The organism is Cetobacterium sp., from assembly GCF_048470075.1.
Classification (GTDB): domain Bacteria; phylum Fusobacteriota; class Fusobacteriia; order Fusobacteriales; family Fusobacteriaceae; genus Cetobacterium_A.
On sequence record NZ_DBGBQB010000092.1, the window covers coordinates 1 to 18161 of the forward strand.

The window sequence follows — 18161 nt, forward strand, 5'->3', positions numbered from 1 at the left end:
GATGTTAAAATTATTAACTTTTTATCACTTTTTAAACTTTCTAAAAGTTGATAGTTTATTCTATAGTAATCATCATCCTCTTGAATATTTGAAAGTTCAATTAAATCTATATCTGTTTGATCATTTATATTTTCAAAATAAATATCTATATTTTTATTAGAGGATCCTATATATACTACACTGTTTTTATTCTCTATTAAAAATTTTGGAATATCTTTTCTAAACATGTATGCCTCCTAAGTTTTCTATATTTATCTCTATTATACATCATTTATTTCAAATTAAAAGAAAAAGAGATTGGATTACTCCAACCTCTTTTTTGTATGTAAATTAAATTAACTAAGAGCTAAATTAAGCAAAGAATCCAAATACCATAGATCCTAGGATAAGCATCATTGCTCCTCCCACTCTTGAAGAGATCTGTGCAAAAGAGATAAGTTCCATTCTATCTGCCGCTCCAAGAACCGCGATATCTCCAGATCCACCTCTATTAGCCATACATAATCCTGCAGTAATAGCTGCTTCCACTGGGTAGAACTTCATCTTTCTAGATGCTAACATAATCAATGCAACTGCTCCTAAAACGATTGCTAAAGCGATTACTAAGTTAGCAAAAGATAGTGAGTTAATAATCTCTTGTACATCAGTACCAAATCCAACTGCTCCCATTAATACCCAGATAGTGTATTTAGAGAAGTATGCTTGAATCTCTTTTGCTCCAGCTTTTAAAGCAGCAGGAACAACGTTTAAGATATTTAAAATGATAGAGTAAATTACTAAGAATGCTAATCTATGCATTTCAAATGGGAATTTTAATGAAGTCCAAATTACTCCTGATATATGTGAGAACATAAATAATACAGCGATAAAGATAAATGCTGATGCAATATCTTTTGCAGTAACTACAACTTTAGCTCCTACTTCCTCTTTTACAGCTTCTTTTGTATCATCTAAAATTAAGTTTCCATTTCCTGTTAACGCTGGGTGCTTCTTTCCAAGCTCTTTTAAGAACGCTCCTGTAAAGATAGCTATAACGTTAGCAATTGTTAAGATAGATATTGCAAATGCAAACCAGTCTTTTGGATTTCCACCAGTTTTTTGAGCCCACATCTCTGACATAGGGATAGCTCCTGCTCCAGTTCCTCCACCCATTATAGGTAAAACATAGTTCATGATAATATCTAAAGGCTCTTTTCCAAATAAAAGTCCAGCTCCTACTCCACCTAATGTAGCTCCAGCTACTCCGATTAAAATCAATGGAATATAACCAGCTATAGACTGAATAAGAGTTTTTCTATTCACTGTTAAAACTGAACCAACTATTAGAGCAGGAATAAATAACTCTAAGAAGTTTACAGGTTGCTCACCATAGAAAACATCAATCGCCTTTAAAACTTTTGTCGGAACTAAGTTATAAGTACCCATTACTGCCGATGCAAAGAATACTAGAACTGTTCCTCCACCAATGTAGTCATTCCATATTGGAATTCTGTCTCCAATTTCACCAAATAAGATACCAAATACTGCTAATATACCGAATATAACTAGGAAATTACCTCTTAAAAAAGCTGCTTCTTTCCCACCAAAAGGTATATACACAGTCAGTGCTACTATTGCTAATAAACCTAGGAACATCTGAATCGATAGTCCGCTCCATTTAGACTGTTTTGGATCAAACAGTTCTTTGAAATTTTTTTGTGCCATTTTCTCTCCCCTTATTTTTTATATATGTTTTTTGAAATTTGATTTTTATACCCTATTACTTTTTTATCTTTCTAACAACGTCAATTATACTTCCATCTCTGTACTCTACAACTGCTACAACTTGATCTTCAAACTCAATCTCTTTTGGCTCTCCAACGATAAAGTTTGCTAACTCTCTTAATTTTTCCATAGTTACTAACTCTATTCCAGCTTTTTCAAATCTTTCTAATAGGTCAGTTCTTGTTGGATTTACAACTACTCCGTAATCTGTTACAACTACGTCAACAGTACTTCCTGGTGTTACAACAGTTGTTACCTTATCAATTATTGTAGGTATTCTTCCTCTTGTTAATGGAGCTACTATAATAGATACATTTGCTGCTGCTGCTGTATCAGAGTGTCCTCCAGAAGCTTCTCTTATCACACCATCAGAACCAGATATAACGTTTACATTAAAGTCTTTATCCACTTCTAGTGCACTTAATATTACAAAGTCTAATTTATTTACAGCTGGTGAACAGTTAAATGGATTTGCATAGAAATCTGCACTTACTTCTACGTGTTTCTCATTTCTTCCAATTGATTCCACTGCTGCTAAGTCAAAACATTGTGTATCATAAAGTTGTCCCATTAGTCCCTCTTCTAATAGATCCACAAAAGCTTTTGTTATTCCCCCTAAACCAAAGCTGCACTTTATATTTCTTTTTACTAACTCTTCTCTTATAAATCTTGTTACTGCTAATGAAGCTCCACCTGAACCAGTTTGCATAGAGAATCCATCATTGAAATATCCTGATGCTAACATTACATCTAAAACTTTCTTAGCCATTAATAACTCTTTTGGATTTGATGTAAATCTTGTAGCTCCAGACATTATTCCATTTGGATCTCCAATCTCATCAACTACAACTACATAGTCAACTTGTGTTTGAGGAATACTCATTGGACTGTTTGGATAGTCAACCAAAGTATCTGTTATTATAATTACTTTATCAGCATGAGCTGCATCCACTTTTGCATATCCTAATGATCCACAAAGAGATTTTCCTTTTACACCATTGGCATTTCCCATACAGTCTGATGAAGATGCTCCTAAGAAAGCCACATCTATTTTAATGTCTCCCTCTACAATCGCTCTCGCTCTTCCTCCATGAGATCTAATAACCGCTGGGTAATCTCCAAGCATTCCATTAGATATCTCCTTAGCTAGTTCTCCTCTTAATCCACTTGATCCAAGTCTATTTACTACACCAGCTTTAATATGTTTTACAATCCCTTCATGAGCCTTAGTAAATGAACTTGCTTCTACTCTAAGATTTTTAAATCCCATCTCAGCTAATTTATCTAAAACCATTGGTAAAACCTTGTCACCATTTCTGAAATGATGATGGAAAGATATTGTCATTCCATCTTTTAATCCAGAATTTCTTATAGCTTCCTCTAATGAGTCTACAACTTTTGTTCTTTTTATAGAACCTTTTAAAGTTTCCGCATTCTCGTTGATAGACCCTTCAGGTTGATAAGTAAATGGAGCTTTATATGCTTTTCTTTCTCCGTAACCTTTTATTGTTTTTAAAAGATTTTCGTCAACTCTTTTGTTTATCATATTACTCGTCTCCTCCTAATCTTACCCCAGCTGCTTTAGCTAGTCTTAAAACATGCTCAGCTCTTTCAATAATTGGCTTATCTACCATTTTACCATCCACTGTAAATACACCTTTATTTTGCTCTAGTGCTTCTCTTGTTGCATCTACAATTTTCTTAGCTTTCTTTATATCAATATCTGAAGGAGTGTATACTTTGTGAAGTAACTCAATCTGTCTTGGGTGAATTAATGATTTTCCAGAGAATCCCATCTGTTTTATCATTGTTGCTTCTTTTATAAATCCTTCATCATTATTTACATCTGAGTAAACAGAGTCCAGTGCATCTATTCCAGCTGCTCTAGCTGCCATTACAATCAGTCCTCTTCCTGTAAATAACTCCACACCTTCTGGAGATCTATTTGTTTTTAAGTTAGTTACATAGTCCTCTCCACCAATAGCCATTCCAACTAATCTCTTTGATGAAGTTGCAATTTGGTAAGCATTTAAAGCTCCTAAAGGACTCTCTATAGCTACCATTAACTTTGTTGTTCCAACTGGAATTCCAGCCTCTTTTTCAATTCTTTCCACATGAGCTTCAACATCTAAAACATCCTTTGGTGTATCTGTTTTAGGTATTCTTATAATATCTGGCTGAGCTCTTACAATAAACTCTAAGTCCTCCACTCCATACTCTGTGTCTAAAGCGTTGATTCTTACAACTGTTTCTATGTTTAAACTCTTATATACTGGTCTCATCTTTTGTAACATGTTGTAAACTAAGAATCTAGCTGAATCCTTCTCTGTCACTGCAATTGCATCCTCTAAGTCAAACATTATTGAATCTGGTCTATATATATGTACATCTTTTATTACTCCTGGATTATTTCCTGGAATAAAAAGCATCGAACGTCTTAATTTCATTTTTTTCCTCCTACTTCCAAGTGAATTTTTGTTGAGCTGCTCTTGTAACAACTGTTTGGATTCTACTTTTAATTACAGGCTCAATAGCCCCTTTGTCATTAACTAAAACTTTAGCCGAAGTAACTCCAAGCTCCTCTAAGCTTTTTAAGATTACTCTTCTAATGTCATCTCCATACTGTCCCATTACAACGCTTTCAATTTCTAATTCAATTCCTGTAGCATTTGGCTCAATTATAACGTACATATCACTTGATTCAAGAGTACCTGCCACTGCTTTTACTTTGATCTCCATCTCCTGGCCTCCAATTTATTTTTATTTAAACATTGCTAGTAACACTCCTGCTGCTACTGCTGAACCTATAACTCCCGCTACGTTTGGTCCCATTGCATGCATCAGTAAGAAGTTACTTGGATTTTCCTCTTGTCCTACTTTTTGAACAACTCTAGCTGCCATTGGCACAGCACTTACTCCTGCTGCTCCTATCATTGGATTTATTGTACCTTTGCTAAGCTTGCACATAACCTTTCCAAAGATTACCCCTCCAGCCGTTCCAAAAGAGAAAGCGAAAAGTCCTAAAATTATTATTTTTATTGTTGCAAGATTTAAAAATGCTTCTGCATTTGTAGTAGCTCCAACTGTTAATCCAATAAATATTGTGATTATATACATTAAAGCTCCCTTTATATGTTCAACTAAGTTTGGAACAAGTCCACACTCCTTAGCTAAGTTTCCAAACATTAACATCCCTACTAAAGGAATTGCAGATGGAATTATTAAAGTTACCACTATTGTTACTACTATTGGGAAAAGTATTTTTTCTCTCTTACTTACAGTTCTAAGCTGAGTCATCTTTATCTGTCTTTCCTCTTTAGTAGTTAGTAATCTGATAATAGGTGGTTGAATTACTGGTACTAATGCCATATATGAATATGCTGCAACCGCTATTGGTCCTAACATATGTGGTGCTAACTTTGAAGTTAAGTAGATTGCTGTTGGTCCATCTGCTCCACCTATAATTCCTATAGATGCCGCTTCATTACCATTTAATCCCAATAGAACTGCCCCTACGAAAGCTCCAAAGATTCCAAGCTGTGCCGCTGCTCCAAGAAGTAAACTCTTAGGGTTTGCAATCAATGGACCAAAGTCTGTACTCGCTCCAATTGCTAAGAATATCAATGGAGGATATACCCCATATTTAACTCCCTGATATAAAATATTTAAAAGTCCATTTTTATCCATTATTCCTTCACTGATTGGTGCTGGTAGGTTTACTAATAGCATTCCAAAAGCTATTGGAAGTAAAAGATATGGTTCATACTGCTTTTTTATTGCTAAAAACAATAGGAATAGAGCAACTAGTATCATAATTCCTTGATTTACTGTCATCATTGCAATTCCTGTTGTTGCAAATAGATTATTTAAAAACTCCATTTTAACTCCTCTCTACTTCATTCATTATTATTAAGCTATTGTTGCTACTACTACTCCACCATCAATTGTATCACCTTTATTTACAGTAATTGACTCAACTACTCCATCAACTGGTGAAACGATTGGATTTTCCATTTTCATAGCTTCTAATATTAATAAAGTATCTCCTGCTTTTACTTTTGTTCCTGGAGTTACCTCTATAGATACTACTAAACCTTGCATAGGTGCTTCAACTTTTGTTCCATTTCCTGCTGGTGCAGATACTGGAGCAGCTGGTGCTGCAGTTGTTGATGCTGGTGTTGCTATTGTTCCATTTACCTCTTTAACTGATTCTACTTCTACCTCGTATACTTTTTCTCCGATTTTAACTTTATATACTTTTATCATCTTTAGTTACACTCCTATTTAGTTTAATTCTTTTATTCCTACAACTCTTATATTGGCATCTTTATCTTCTCCAGCTGCCTCTATACATGCTACCATCATTGCTACTCTCATCTCTTCACTTGTTATCTTAGATGGATCAAACTTTTCTCTTTCAACTTTCTTTGGTGCTGCTGGTGCTGGCGTAGCTTTTTTTATCTCTTGAACTTTTTCTGCTGGAACATATTTAAACAGAGAAAGAACAAAAGCTAATATAGCTAATATTGCAAATACAACTAGCATACTTATTAAAGTTATCTCAAGAGACGTTATAAGTGATATTGCTCCTTTAAACATTCTTATAAATCATTCTCCTTTCAACTAAAAAATTATATTTATATTTCTATACTCTTTTTCCTCTTTTGGTTTGTTTCTGTTTTCTAAGTATGGCTTAGCTATTTGTGGGAACATAGCATACATTAAAACGTCCTCTGGACATTTTGCTAAGTCTCCAATCTCTTTTGCTATTTCAGCATACTCTGGCTTTAAAAGATCTGCAGGTCTTCCTGTAAATACTGACTCATCTCCAATAATTTTTCTCTTTATCTCTTCAGACATTGGAGCTGGAGATTTTCCATATAGACCCTTTACATAGTCCTTTATCTCTTTAGGAACCATCTTATATCTTTCTCCAGTCAATACATTAAATACGGCTTGAGTTCCAACCATTTGGCTAAGTGGTGTAACTAGTGGTGGATATCCTAAATCCTCTCTAACTCTTGGAATCTCCTTTAGTACATCCTCATACTTATCCGCTGCTTTTTGAGCAGTTAGTTGAGAAACAAGATTTGATAACATTCCTCCAGGTAGTTGATACTCTAAAATGCTTGGTTCTACAAAGTAAGCTTGCATATTTAGAACTTTCTCATCCATATATTTTTTTCTAATTGGTTTAAAATATTCCGCAATCTCTTTTAAAAGTGTTAAGTTAAGTTCTGGATCTCTTTCTCCACCTTCAAAAGTTCTAACCATAGACTCTGTTGCAGGTTGTGCTGTTCCTCCTGCAAAAGTTGAAATCGATGTATCTATAATGTCGATTCCAGCATCCACAGCTCTTAGATATAACATACTTGCTATTCCACTTGTAGCGTGAGTATGTAACTCTAATGGTACACTTATCACTGACTTAATCTCTTTTATTAAGTTGTATCCTGTTTCTGGTAGCAATATTCCTGCCATATCTTTTATAACAATTGAATCTGCTCCCATGCTTTCCATCTCTTTTGCTAACTCTTTATAGTACTCTGTTGTATGGACAGGACTTATTGTATAAGCTATTGCAAGTTGGCAATGTCCACCATATTTTTTAGTCGCTTCCGCTGCAACTTTTAAGTTTCTTGTATCGTTAAGTGCATCGAATATTCTAATTATATCAATACCGTTCTCTATTGATTTTTTTACAAACTCCTCTACTATATCATCAGCATAGTGTCTATATCCTAAAAGGTTCTGTCCTCTTAATAGCATCTGTAACTTCGTATTTTTAGCTCTCTTTTTTATCTCTCTTAATCTCTCCCAAGGATCCTCATTTAGAAATCTAATACAAGCATCAAAAGTGGCTCCTCCCCAAACTTCCAATGCATGATATCCAACTTCATCCATTTTTTCTACAATTGGAAGGATCTCTGCAGTTGTCAATCTTGTGGCTATTAGAGATTGGTGTCCATCTCTTAGACAAGTTTCTGTTATTTTAACTTTATTTTTCAAAATATCCTCCTTGGCATTCGGTGTCCCGTATTCTGTATACAATTTTTTATCTACACTAAAGTATACAATATTTTTTGTATTTGTCAAATGATTTTTTGTATGTTTAACATAATAAAAAATATAATTTTAGTACAGTGTGAACCACTTTCCAAAAAAAAATCAGAATTTCTTCTGATTTTAACTTTCGACCTGTTTTATTAAAAAATCCTTAGCCTCTAACAGATGCTTTCTATTTACTGCTATTGCTTCCTCTTTTTTTCCAGCTTTAATCAACTCCACTATTTTAGTGTGATCTCTATGGGCACTCAATCTTCTATTATTATTTTCAGCTGATATCTTTCTAAACTTTTTTAAATAAAGATTCAAATTATTGATTAAAGTTATCACTCTTGGTAGGTCTGAAATACTATAAAGTATTTTATTAAATTCAGAGAAGTATTTAAAAACTTCTAAAGATTTTTCTTCATCATAGACTATAGCTGCTGCTTTAGCCACATTCTCCTCCAATTTTTCAATATCTCTTTCACTTACCTTATCAAATAGCTCTTCAAATATCACAGTTTCTAAGGCTATTCTAATCTTTACTACCTCTTCCACATCTTTTTTTGTAGTCTTTGGAACAGTTACCCCACCCTTTTCTCTAGCTTCTATCAGTCCCTCTAACTCCAACATTCTAAGAGCTTCTCTCAATGGAGTTCTACTTATATTAAGTTTTTCTGCAAATTCCTCTTCTACTATTCTACTACCTTCTTTAATCTTTCCGTTTACAATCTCTGTTTTTAAATATTCATAAACTTGTTCACGTATGGATTTTTTTTTCTTTATAACCATCATATTCCCCTTTTATTCAATTGTTTCTAGATACTCCCTAAGTGATTCAATAAAAATATCTAACATTTTATCTATCTCTTCCCTTTTAATTATATAAGGTGGCATAAAATAAACAATGTTTCCTAATGGTCTTAAAATAGCTCCCTTTTTTAAAGCTATTTTATATATTTCATATCCAGCTCTATCTCCTGGAATATCCACTAACTCAATAGCTCCTATTAATCCTATCTGTCTATATTCTCCAAAATATGGGATATCCTTTAATTTTTCTGCTGCTGCTTTTCTCAGATAATCCCCTTTCTCCTTTATAACTTCCAATATATTTTCCTCTTGAAAAATCTTTAATGTCTCTACCGCTATTCTACACCCTATTGGGTTTCCAGAGTAACTATGTGAGTGTAAAAACGATTTTCCCTCAGAATAATCTGCATAGAATGCTCTATATAGATCATCAGTTATTAAAACAATAGACATTGGAAAATATCCAGCTGTTAATCCTTTTCCAATACACATAATATCTGGGCTAACTCCAGCATGCTCAATAGCAAACATCTTTCCAGTTCTTCCAAATCCCATTGCTATTTCATCCACTATTAAGTGAATATTTAGCTGTTCTGTTAGCTCTCTCAATCTCTTTAAATATATTGGAGAGTATATTCTCATTCCTGCAACTCCTTGAACCATCGATTCAATTATTACACCTGAAACAGTCTCGCCATTCCTCTTTAAATACTCTTCCATATAGATAAAACACTCTGCATTACAGCTCTCTCTTTTCTTACCAAAAGTACAATTAAAGCAATCTGGACCTTTTACCTTTACTCCCTCTCTTAAAAGAGGTTTATACACATCTGTAAATCTATCCATATTTCCAACACCTAAAGCTCCAATTGTTTCTCCATGATATGCTCCCTCTATTGAAACAAATCTTTTTTTCTGAGGATTTCCAGTTTGAGCATGGTATTGAAAGCTAAGTTTTATAGCTACCTCTGTACTTGATGATCCATTGTCTGTAAAAATAAGTTTATTTAGCCCTTTTGGAGCTACTGCTGTCAATCTTTCTCCCAATTCAATCGCCGCTTCATGAGAAAAATTTGCAAAAATTATATGTTCTAATTTATCTATCTGCTCTTTTATAGCTGCATTAATTCTTGGGTTACAATGTCCAAATAGATTTACCCACCAACTTGAAACACAGTCCATATATCTGTTTCCAAATTCATCTTCCACATATAATCCATCTCCCTTTACTATCACCATAGGAGGAAGTTGTTCATAATCTTTCATCTGTGAGCAAGGATGAAATATATGTTCTAAATCTTTTTTTTGTAAATCACTTAGGTTTTTCATTTAAGGTACACCTCTTCAATTATAAAATTCATATATTTAATACAAAAATAATCTTTAGTGCCTATTATAACATAAATACTTTTTTATTACCTATTTTTTTCTTTTTCTACTGGATAGGATCCCCAATTCCTCTCTATATTTTCCAACGGTTCTTCTCTGTATATTAATTTTTTTTAACAAAAGTTTCTCCAAAATTTTTTCATCTGAGAGTGGTGAACTTTTATCTTCACTCTCCACTATTGTGGCTATCTCTTTTTTTATTATCTCTGCATGGTCATCTAAAACAATATATTTTCTTAAACCTACCACCTTACCATCTATTTTTATATATTTATCTTTTAAAGTTCTTGATATAGTTGATTCATGCAGATTCAATTCATAGGCTATATCCTTAATTTTTAAGGTTTTTAATGGCCTATTAAAAACAATTGATTCCTTTTGATAGTTCAATATATACTCGCCCACTCTTAACAGTGTTTCCTGTCTCTTTTTTATCCCTCTTTCCAAGGCTAAAAACATTGCAAAATCTTTCCTATTTCCATTTTCATTTTTTAGTCTTATTTTTGGAATATCCTCTTCATTCAAACTTACAATAACTGTATTTCCCGATGTTTCAACAATTAAATCTGGAATAATATATCTTATCTTTTTATTTACATAGAAACCTCTGGCAGGTTTGGGGTTTAATTTTTTAATTATCTCTATGTAATCCTTCACTTGCTCTATCTCTAACCCTCTTTCAGCAGCTATTTTTTCAATGTCACCATTGGCAATATCCTGTAAATTTCTCTCTAAAATCTGCTCTAATCTCTCTGTCAGTATCCCTTTATTTTCAAGTTGAATCTTTAAACAGTCTATAAGATTTTCTGCCCCAACACCCAGTGGTTCCAAAGTTTTTAGAGTGCTTAGAGCCTTTCTAAAAATAGGTAATTTAAAGCCTCCCTCTTTTCTAAGCTCTTCAGGATTTCCTGACAAATAACCTCTTTCATCTAGATTGTTTATTAAATACTCCAAGGGTTGTCTAATATTTTTTTCCAAATCTAAATAGAGAATCTGTTCCTCTAAATAATCTATTAGACTCTCATCTTTTTCTCCAATATTTTCAATATAATTTTCATAGCTCTCCCCCTTTGAAACTGGAGCTTTAAAATAAACAAGTTCTATATTTGGGTTTTTTGCACTCTCTTTTTCCAGGTACTCCTCTAACTCTTTTAAACTCATTTTTAAAATATCTATAGACAATCTCATCTCCATAGAAAGTGCCAACTTTAAACTTTGATCCAATCCTAACTTAAAATCCATACTTTCTCCTTTCCCCATAAATATAAAATAGGTAGAGTTACCATCCCTTCACTCTACCACAACCTTTAACCTCTTTTAAACTTAAACTCTTTTTCAAAATGAACTCTTATAGCTTTCCCCTTATAGATAATGGGTTTGAATTTCCATTTTTTTAATGCTTTTTCAACTTCCTCTCTAAATCCAAACCTGTTCTCTCCTGATATAAACTCTATATTTTTTATGCTTCCATCAAGGTCTACTAAAAATCGAACTTTTACTACTCCCATACCATTATAACCTATTTTTCTAGCTTTTATAGGGTATGAGGGATCCACTTCTTTTAGTATCTCATACTCTATCCCATCTAAAGAGACCGCTGTAAATACTCCATCTTCACCTTGTAAAAACCTATTTTGATCTCTGAACTCATTATACTGTCCCCTTTTTTTATCAGTATCACTCTTCTTATCATTGTTTTCAGCTTTTTTTACTCTCTTTTTTTCCCCTGTATTTTTCACTTTTTCTTTTTTTACAACTTTTTTAATCTCTATCTCTTCTACAAACTTTTTCTCTTCTGGTGGATTTTTCTCTTTTGAGTCACTCGTTTTCTCTTTTTCATCCTGTGGCTCATCTTTAGCTGTCTCTTTTACTGAACTAATATCTGTGCTATTGCTAACTGCTCTTCTATTTTTTACTGATACTACCATTGTATTTTTCTCTTTAAATCTTAGCTCCTCATCCTTTGAAAAGCCCAATATAGAAAGTATAACTATAGCATGTAAAAGTGCAGATACCACATAGAACTTATTCATTGAAATTCAGCTCCACTTTATTTACACCACTATTTTTTAAAGTCCCAATAGCTTTAACTATAACCTCATATTTTAAATTTTTATCTGCGCTCACTGTTATCTCATCTACACTCTTTAGTTTCTCTCCCATTGTTTCTAAAGTTATGGGATTGGAAACTTTATCCACCAATAAAAAATAGTTTTCATCTTTATCAATAACCAACTCATACACATTTACAGATGTTTCTGAAACCACTCCACCTTTTGGAAGTTCCAACTTAAATCCACTATACTTATCAAAAGTTGTAACTAACATGAAAAAAATCAAAAGTAGAAAAACAACATCAATTAAAGGTGTTAAATCTGGGGTTGCTAAACTTCTTCTCTTTGTCCTTCTTTTCATACTCTTACCTCTTCACTATATTTACTATAAATGTGGCTATTTTCTCCACCTCTAAACTCATTTTTTCTATTTTTTTATTAAAAATATTATAAGCTATTATTGATGGTATAGCTATTATTAACCCTCCAGCAGTTGTTAATAAAGCTTGTGATATTCCTCCAGCTATTGCATTTGGATCCCCAGTTCCTGTAACTGCAATTTTACCAAAGGCTTGTATCATTCCTGTCACAGTTCCTAAAAGTCCAATCATTGGTGCAGTATATGCAATAATTCCAAGTATATAGGTATTTTTTTCCAATATATCCATCTCTTCTAGTTCTATCTCTCTTAAAAGCTCATCACTATTTTTATAATCTCCAATCAAGCAATAACGAATCAAAAATTTTGTAAGAGTTTTTCCTATAACCCCCTTCTCTTTTTTTGAAAACTCTATGGCTTCATTATATTTTCCCTCTATTAAAAGTTCCTTTATCTCTTTTTTAAACATAGAGTCTACAGACGTTTTATTTTTTATAAAACACAGAGACCTCTCTAAAATTACTCCTAAAGAAACCACTGATAAAATAAGTAATACATAAAGTATTGGTCCTCCAGCTTTAATATAGTATAACATCTTCACCCTCCAAATTTTTAATAATATCTATATCTAGAGTATATAGTATTCAATAAAAAAGAGCAAGGGATTAACCTTGCTCCTATAACAATTAATTTGTTGTTTTATTTGTTTTTAACATCTCATATCTCATCTTCATCTGCTCTGTTTTCATCTCAGCTTGAATATTTGCTCTCTCTTTATTTATTTTTTCAATATTTGAAAAATCTGGATTCTCTTTAGCCATCTCTTTCATCATAGCTACTTTATTCTCTTGAAGTTTAATTCTTCCCTGTTGTAACTTTGGATTTGTTCTCATTTTCTCTCTCATTAAAGCCTTCTCTTCACTTGTTTGACATTGACCCATCATCATTTTTCCATCATTGTTATGTGTACCTGTCATTCTATGTCCAGTGTTTCCTTTTGCCATTGCCACTGTTCCTAAACCTAAAGCCATTATAGATACTAATAAAAATTTTTTCATTTTTATACCTCCTAAGTTTTTTCTTTGTCTTTACACAGTTATATTAACAAAGTTTTATGGCTAAATTATGGCAAAAAATTTTTTTTTATTTTTTTAATTCTATATATACTTTTTCAATTTCATCAAATACCCTATGGGAAGCTCTCAATATTTCACTTGAATCTATAACATGGATATTTTTGTTTTTATATGCATCAGTTTCCTCAATTAATGGTAAACCATTTATTATACCATCAATATTTTTTACCCCTCTAGTTCCTATTATATACTTGGGATTTTCCTTTAAAATATACTCTGAGGAGATAATGGATTTTTTCCCCATCTCAGGTATTATAACCTCTAATCCCAAACTCTCTAAAATCTCTACTGGAAGAGATTTTCTTTCAAAAGATGTGGGAGGTGAATCAGAATATAAAATTAGAGCCTTTCCCTCTAATTTTAAATTTTCATTTATATACCTCAATCTTGCCTTTAATTTTTCTACAAGTTTTTCACTCTCTTTCTCTCTATTTGTTAACTTCCCTAAAATCAAGGTATTTTTTAAGATATCATCTAAATTTTTATTAGCAAAAGTTATCGATGGAATACCAAATTTTTCCAATCCAACTCTTTCATTTCCCATAACATTAAAAATAACTAGGTCAGGATTATAGGATAATATCTTTTCTAAAGAGGGTTTAGATATGCTTCCTGCAAGAGGTAGTTTTTCTGTTTTTTCCTGTGGCCATATTTTTTTACTATGGTTAGCTATGGCCACTATCTTATCCTCCGCTCCAAGCTCATAGAGAATTTCCACTGCTCCAAAATTATAGATAACTATTCTTTTATACTCTTTTAAAGGTATTTTTTCCCCTTTTTCTCCCACCACATACTTTCCAACTATATCTAAAGAAAAGATTTTTAAAGATAACAACAAACACATTAGAACAACTTTTTTCATACTTCACCTCTCTTTGGTAGTACATAGGTATCTCCATCTAAATTTAATATCTGTGGAGTAAAATTATACACTTTTTTTAACCACTCTTTTTTTATAACCTCTTTTGGAGTTCCTGAAATTGCAACCTTTCCATCCTTAATAAAAAGTATTTTATCACAAAATAAAGAGGCCAAGTTTATATCATGTATGACTATTATACCTACCACTTTTTTAGTTTTTACTCTTTCCTTCAACAGTTCCAAAAACTCCAATGAGTAGTTTATATCCAGTGCCGATGTAGGTTCATCTAAAAGAATTACCTGACTATTCTGAATAAATGTTCTTCCTAAAAGGACTCGTTGAAACTCTCCTCCACTTAAACTTTTTATATCCCTATTTAAATATCTCTGTAGATTTAACTTTTCTACAATCTCATTCACCACCTTTTCATCCTCTATATCCAAACCTTTAAAACTGTTTTTTATATGGGGAACTCTTCCCAATTTTAAAACTTCCAGTACTGTAAAATTGAGGTTTTGACTAGACTTTTGTGCTATAAAAGCCACTTTTTTAGCGAACTCCTTTCTTGAAAGTTCCTCAACATCCATATTACTTAGATAGATTTTCCCTCTACTCTTTTCTAAAAATCCCATAATAACTTTTAAAAGAGTGGATTTACCACAACCATTTGCTCCCAGTATTCCAACAAGTTCCCCTGAAAAAAACTCATAATCTATCTCATTTAAAATTTTGTTCTCTCCATATGAGTATCCTATTTTCTCTAATTTTAAACTTTCCATTACACACCTCTTCTGTTTTTAAAAGCTAAATATATGAAGAATGGGGCGCCAAATATGGCTGTAACTATACCAATTGGAATCTCCATTGTCGTAGAAACTCCCCTTGATACAGTGTCACAAAAGAGTAGAAAAACTCCTCCATAAAGCATTGAGAGGGGTATAAGTTTAATATTGCTACTCCCAAATATAATTCTAACTAAGTGTGGAATTATAAGTCCTACAAACCCAATCATTCCAGTAAAAGCAACTGAAAAACCCACCATAAATGTTGATATCATAAGTACTTTATACTTAAATTTTTTTATATTTACTCCCAAGCTATGAGCCTCCTCATCTGAGAGAAGAATTATATCTAAGTTATATCTATTCATATAGAAATAGATCAATGAAAATACTAGAGGTACCAATAGAATTGATATCTTTTTCCAATCCCCTCCACCTAGATACCCCATTGTCCAAAGAACTACTCTAAAGCTATCCTCACCTACAAGATACATTGTTAAGGAGATTAAAGCTCTCAGTAGAGCAGATATGGCTATACCTATTATCAAAAGGGTTGAAAGATCTAAACTTCCTCTTTTTCCATTGGATAGTTTAAAAATTAAAATAGAGGTAAGAAAGGAAAAAAGTGATCCAAAAATTCCAAAATATCCCTCTGATAGCCCAAGTAAAAAGGCTATTACCGCTCCAAAAGTTCCACTGGCTGATATCCCTATTATATAGGGGTCTGCCATGGGATTTCTAAAAAGAGTTTGAGTTATGGCTCCACTACTTCCAAGTAACATCCCTATTATTATTGCCATAATCGCTCTAGGTACTCTTAAATTCCAAAGAATCTTATATTCCAAAGAGTTTATATCTCCTCCACCAAAAAGTAGCTTTATCCCTTTAAAAAAATTAATTTCATAGTTTCCTATGAAAAGTGAAAAGCAAAATAGGAAAATTAAAAAAACTATTGAAATCATAACCACAACTCTATTTTTCAAAATCATGATATCTCTCCTTAAATCTTTTATCAAAAAAATAAATCCCCCAGGTACTTTTGGGGGATTTTTTATTAAAATTTTAAATATGTCAGTGGGTTTTCTATCTTCCCATTTTTTCTTATTTCAAAATGTAGGTGAGGACCACTTACTCTTCCAGTAGCTCCGCTTAAAGCTATATGTTGATTTTGAGATACTTTTTGACCTTTCTTTACATCTATTTGACTCAAATGAGCATATCTAGTTTCATATCCATCTGAATGTTTTATTATAATAAGTTTCCCATAACCACTTGCTCTTCCAGCAAAACTAACAACACCCTCTCTTGCAGAAACAACTTTTGTTCCTGTTTTAGCTCTCAAATCTACACCTGCATGATTTAAAACCTTTTTTAATACAGGATGTTTTCTAGATCCAAAGCTACTTGTTAAACTCATAGCCATCAATGGATTTGAGAAAGTTCCCAGATTAGTTTTTTTCACATATTCCTGTTTAAAACTACTTAAATATCTGGATACCTTAGGTTCTCTTAGAAAAATTTTTGCACCTACCAAAAGTCTATCAATCTCATTGTCATCTTTTATTGTTTTTATATCCACTTCAAATCTCTTTGACAAACCTTCAAAAGTATCTCCTTTTTTAACTGAATAGAATATTCCAGGTTCTGTTGGAATATTTATTTTTTTTCCAATCTGTAATACTCTTAAGTTTTTATCAATATTATTTGCATAGATATAATCAGTTCTTATCTTATACTCTTTAGATAGATCTGAAATTGTATCCCCTTTTTTTATTACGTACTCCATATTTTCTAAAACAACTTTTTCCTCTAAATCAATATTGTTCTCAAGATCCGCTAACTCTTGACCCTCTTGATCTTCCCACTCTTTAGCTATTTTATTCTCTAACTCTAAATCCTCTAATGCCGATTCCTCTGTTGAAGGGTTCTCCTCCACTTTTTTTTCTGTTACTTTGGCAGTTTCATCTTTATTAGGAACAGTTTTTTCTTTAATCATCTCTACAGCTTCAGGTTTTTCCATCACTACAGTTTCAGTTTCAACAGTGTTCTCCACCTTTACTAACTCTTTATTTTCAATTATCTCTTTATTTTTAGCCTCATTATTTTTTAATGTATACTCTCTATAAAAAACTGATGTTACTAAAAAGACCAAAATACCTATGACTATCGTTTTCCCTTTTTTCATAACCCACCATTCTTTTCTTTTTTGTTATTTTTATAAATTTTTATAAATTTTACCATATTTTTATCTTTTTAGTCTAGCTTTTATTTTTTTGTATTTTTTCTGAATACAATTGCTTTTTTTCACAAATAATTTATAAAAAAATAACTATTGGCTTGTTATTTAAGGGGTGTTTTATCACTTCTACCTCTATTTGGAATATCTCCTTTATTTTTTCAGATACAATTACCTCTTCTGGTGTTCCCTCATATTTTATCTCTCCATTTTTTATGGCAAATATGTAATCGCAATAACGACTTGCTATATTTATGTCATGAATCACTGCAACCACTGTTTTATCGAGGCTTTTTACTAAATCCATAATTTGGTATTGATATCTGACATCCAAGTGATTTGTTGGTTCATCCAATAGTAGCACTTGACTTTCTTGTGCTATAGACCTAGCTATTAGTACTCTTTGCATCTCCCCACCAGAAAGAGTTAAAAAACTAGAGTCTTTTAAATGTTTCATTCCAACTTTTTCTAAAGCTTCATCAATATCTTTTTCATAGTCTTTTTTTGAAAATAAAGAGCTTTTATTATACTTACCCATTTCAACAATCTCTTTAACTGTAAAATCAAAAATAATCTTTTGATTTTGGCTTAAAACAGAGATTTTTTTAGATAACTCCTTCACTGAATAGTCATTTAATTCAACACCATCCAGATATATACTATTTTTTTTAGGAATGTAATTTCTATATATATTCTTT

At 32.3% G+C, this 18161-nt stretch carries 21 protein-coding genes; all 21 read right to left on the reverse strand.

Going from position 1 to position 18161, the window contains the following annotated elements; genetic code table 11:
* Window positions 1-227: hypothetical protein (locus ACMOUI_RS03405; RefSeq protein ID WP_418964343.1), on the reverse strand; the 227-nt coding region annotated here is incomplete at its 3' end.
* A gap of 124 nt (window positions 228-351) precedes the next feature.
* Window positions 352-1704: a 2-hydroxycarboxylate transporter family protein gene (locus tag ACMOUI_RS03410; protein WP_418964344.1), complete on the reverse strand. Its 1353-nt coding sequence runs from the start codon at window positions 1702-1704 to the stop codon at window positions 352-354.
* 55 nt (window positions 1705-1759) lie between these two features.
* A complete protein-coding gene (gene citF, locus ACMOUI_RS03415; RefSeq protein WP_418964345.1) occupies window positions 1760-3310 on the reverse strand; it encodes a citrate lyase subunit alpha in 1551 nt (516 codons plus the stop codon).
* A 1-nt stretch (window position 3311) separates the two neighbouring features.
* Complete coding sequence (locus ACMOUI_RS03420; RefSeq protein WP_040406397.1) at window positions 3312-4211, reverse strand: aldolase/citrate lyase family protein; 900 nt, start codon at window positions 4209-4211, stop codon at window positions 3312-3314.
* 10 nt (window positions 4212-4221) lie between these two features.
* Window positions 4222-4503: a citrate lyase acyl carrier protein gene (gene citD / locus ACMOUI_RS03425; RefSeq protein WP_418964346.1), complete on the reverse strand. Its 282-nt coding sequence runs from the start codon at window positions 4501-4503 to the stop codon at window positions 4222-4224.
* A gap of 21 nt (window positions 4504-4524) precedes the next feature.
* On the reverse strand, window positions 4525-5643 hold the full coding sequence (locus ACMOUI_RS03430) for a sodium ion-translocating decarboxylase subunit beta (protein ID WP_418964347.1): 1119 nt from the start codon (window positions 5641-5643) through the stop codon (window positions 4525-4527).
* A 30-nt stretch (window positions 5644-5673) separates the two neighbouring features.
* The gene (locus ACMOUI_RS03435; protein WP_418964348.1) at window positions 5674-6030 is read right to left on the reverse strand and encodes a biotin/lipoyl-containing protein; all 357 of its coding nucleotides are present in this window, start codon (window positions 6028-6030) and stop codon (window positions 5674-5676) included.
* Between the two features lie 18 nt (window positions 6031-6048).
* Window positions 6049-6363 carry an OadG family protein gene (locus tag ACMOUI_RS03440; RefSeq protein ID WP_418964349.1) on the reverse strand — a complete coding sequence of 105 codons (315 nt, stop codon included), beginning with the start codon at window positions 6361-6363 and terminating at the stop codon, window positions 6049-6051.
* 24 nt (window positions 6364-6387) lie between these two features.
* Complete coding sequence (locus ACMOUI_RS03445; protein WP_418964350.1) at window positions 6388-7773, reverse strand: oxaloacetate decarboxylase subunit alpha; 1386 nt, start codon at window positions 7771-7773, stop codon at window positions 6388-6390.
* A gap of 177 nt (window positions 7774-7950) precedes the next feature.
* Window positions 7951-8604 (reverse strand): GntR family transcriptional regulator, encoded by a 654-nt coding sequence (locus ACMOUI_RS03450; protein WP_418964351.1) that lies wholly within the window; start codon window positions 8602-8604, stop codon window positions 7951-7953.
* Between the two features lie 12 nt (window positions 8605-8616).
* Window positions 8617-9954, reverse strand: a complete 1338-nt coding sequence (gene bioA / locus ACMOUI_RS03455) for an adenosylmethionine--8-amino-7-oxononanoate transaminase (protein ID WP_418964352.1) — start codon at window positions 9952-9954, stop codon at window positions 8617-8619.
* Between the two features lie 90 nt (window positions 9955-10044).
* Window positions 10045-11256 carry an RNA polymerase factor sigma-54 gene (rpoN, locus tag ACMOUI_RS03460; RefSeq protein ID WP_418964353.1) on the reverse strand — a complete coding sequence of 404 codons (1212 nt, stop codon included), beginning with the start codon at window positions 11254-11256 and terminating at the stop codon, window positions 10045-10047.
* Window positions 11257-11321: 65 nt separating this feature from the next.
* A complete protein-coding gene (locus tag ACMOUI_RS03465) occupies window positions 11322-12047 on the reverse strand; it encodes an energy transducer TonB (protein ID WP_418964354.1) in 726 nt (241 codons plus the stop codon).
* The gene (locus ACMOUI_RS03470; RefSeq protein WP_418964355.1) at window positions 12040-12429 is read right to left on the reverse strand and encodes an ExbD/TolR family protein; all 390 of its coding nucleotides are present in this window, start codon (window positions 12427-12429) and stop codon (window positions 12040-12042) included. The genes ACMOUI_RS03465 and ACMOUI_RS03470 overlap by 8 nt, the downstream gene beginning before the upstream one ends.
* Window positions 12430-12433: 4 nt before the next feature.
* Window positions 12434-13042, reverse strand: coding sequence for a MotA/TolQ/ExbB proton channel family protein (locus tag ACMOUI_RS03475; RefSeq protein ID WP_418964356.1), 609 nt, complete (start codon window positions 13040-13042; stop codon window positions 12434-12436).
* A 91-nt stretch (window positions 13043-13133) separates the two neighbouring features.
* Window positions 13134-13505, reverse strand: coding sequence for a hypothetical protein (locus ACMOUI_RS03480; RefSeq protein ID WP_418964357.1), 372 nt, complete (start codon window positions 13503-13505; stop codon window positions 13134-13136).
* An 85-nt stretch (window positions 13506-13590) separates the two neighbouring features.
* Window positions 13591-14445 (reverse strand): ABC transporter substrate-binding protein, encoded by an 855-nt coding sequence (locus ACMOUI_RS03485; RefSeq protein ID WP_418964358.1) that lies wholly within the window; start codon window positions 14443-14445, stop codon window positions 13591-13593.
* The gene (locus tag ACMOUI_RS03490; RefSeq protein ID WP_418964359.1) at window positions 14442-15224 is read right to left on the reverse strand and encodes an ABC transporter ATP-binding protein; all 783 of its coding nucleotides are present in this window, start codon (window positions 15222-15224) and stop codon (window positions 14442-14444) included. Before ACMOUI_RS03490 ends, ACMOUI_RS03485 begins: the two co-directional genes overlap by 4 nt.
* Window positions 15224-16216 carry a FecCD family ABC transporter permease gene (locus tag ACMOUI_RS03495; RefSeq protein WP_418964360.1) on the reverse strand — a complete coding sequence of 331 codons (993 nt, stop codon included), beginning with the start codon at window positions 16214-16216 and terminating at the stop codon, window positions 15224-15226. Before ACMOUI_RS03495 ends, ACMOUI_RS03490 begins: the two co-directional genes overlap by 1 nt.
* 65 nt (window positions 16217-16281) lie before the next feature.
* The gene (locus ACMOUI_RS03500) at window positions 16282-17412 is read right to left on the reverse strand and encodes a LysM peptidoglycan-binding domain-containing M23 family metallopeptidase (protein WP_418964361.1); all 1131 of its coding nucleotides are present in this window, start codon (window positions 17410-17412) and stop codon (window positions 16282-16284) included.
* Window positions 17413-17542: 130 nt separating this feature from the next.
* Window positions 17543-18161, reverse strand: a 619-nt coding sequence (locus tag ACMOUI_RS03505; RefSeq protein ID WP_418964362.1) for an ABC transporter ATP-binding protein, incomplete at its 5' end; no start/stop codon positions are given.

Coding starts and splice junctions, on each gene's coding strand:
- ACMOUI_RS03495 (WP_418964360.1), bottom strand. CDS start 16,216: ATGATTTTGAAAAATAGAGTTGTGGTTATGATTTCAATAGTTTTTTTA.
- bioA (WP_418964352.1), bottom strand. CDS start 9,954: ATGAAAAACCTAAGTGATTTACAAAAAAAAGATTTAGAACATATATTT.
- citD (WP_418964346.1), bottom strand. CDS start 4,503: ATGGAGATCAAAGTAAAAGCAGTGGCAGGTACTCTTGAATCAAGTGAT.
- ACMOUI_RS03430 (WP_418964347.1), bottom strand. CDS start 5,643: ATGGAGTTTTTAAATAATCTATTTGCAACAACAGGAATTGCAATGATG.
- ACMOUI_RS03465 (WP_418964354.1), bottom strand. CDS start 12,047: ATGAATAAGTTCTATGTGGTATCTGCACTTTTACATGCTATAGTTATA.
- ACMOUI_RS03500 (WP_418964361.1), bottom strand. CDS start 17,412: ATGAAAAAAGGGAAAACGATAGTCATAGGTATTTTGGTCTTTTTAGTA.
- ACMOUI_RS03490 (WP_418964359.1), bottom strand. CDS start 15,224: ATGGAAAGTTTAAAATTAGAGAAAATAGGATACTCATATGGAGAGAAC.
- citF (WP_418964345.1), bottom strand. CDS start 3,310: ATGATAAACAAAAGAGTTGACGAAAATCTTTTAAAAACAATAAAAGGT.
- ACMOUI_RS03450 (WP_418964351.1), bottom strand. CDS start 8,604: ATGGTTATAAAGAAAAAAAAATCCATACGTGAACAAGTTTATGAATAT.
- ACMOUI_RS03440 (WP_418964349.1), bottom strand. CDS start 6,363: ATGTTTAAAGGAGCAATATCACTTATAACGTCTCTTGAGATAACTTTA.
- ACMOUI_RS03420 (WP_040406397.1), bottom strand. CDS start 4,211: ATGAAATTAAGACGTTCGATGCTTTTTATTCCAGGAAATAATCCAGGA.
- ACMOUI_RS03475 (WP_418964356.1), bottom strand. CDS start 13,042: ATGTTATACTATATTAAAGCTGGAGGACCAATACTTTATGTATTACTT.
- ACMOUI_RS03485 (WP_418964358.1), bottom strand. CDS start 14,445: ATGAAAAAAGTTGTTCTAATGTGTTTGTTGTTATCTTTAAAAATCTTT.
- ACMOUI_RS03410 (WP_418964344.1), bottom strand. CDS start 1,704: ATGGCACAAAAAAATTTCAAAGAACTGTTTGATCCAAAACAGTCTAAA.
- ACMOUI_RS03480 (WP_418964357.1), bottom strand. CDS start 13,505: ATGAAAAAATTTTTATTAGTATCTATAATGGCTTTAGGTTTAGGAACA.
- ACMOUI_RS03435 (WP_418964348.1), bottom strand. CDS start 6,030: ATGATAAAAGTATATAAAGTTAAAATCGGAGAAAAAGTATACGAGGTA.
- rpoN (WP_418964353.1), bottom strand. CDS start 11,256: ATGGATTTTAAGTTAGGATTGGATCAAAGTTTAAAGTTGGCACTTTCT.
- ACMOUI_RS03470 (WP_418964355.1), bottom strand. CDS start 12,429: ATGAAAAGAAGGACAAAGAGAAGAAGTTTAGCAACCCCAGATTTAACA.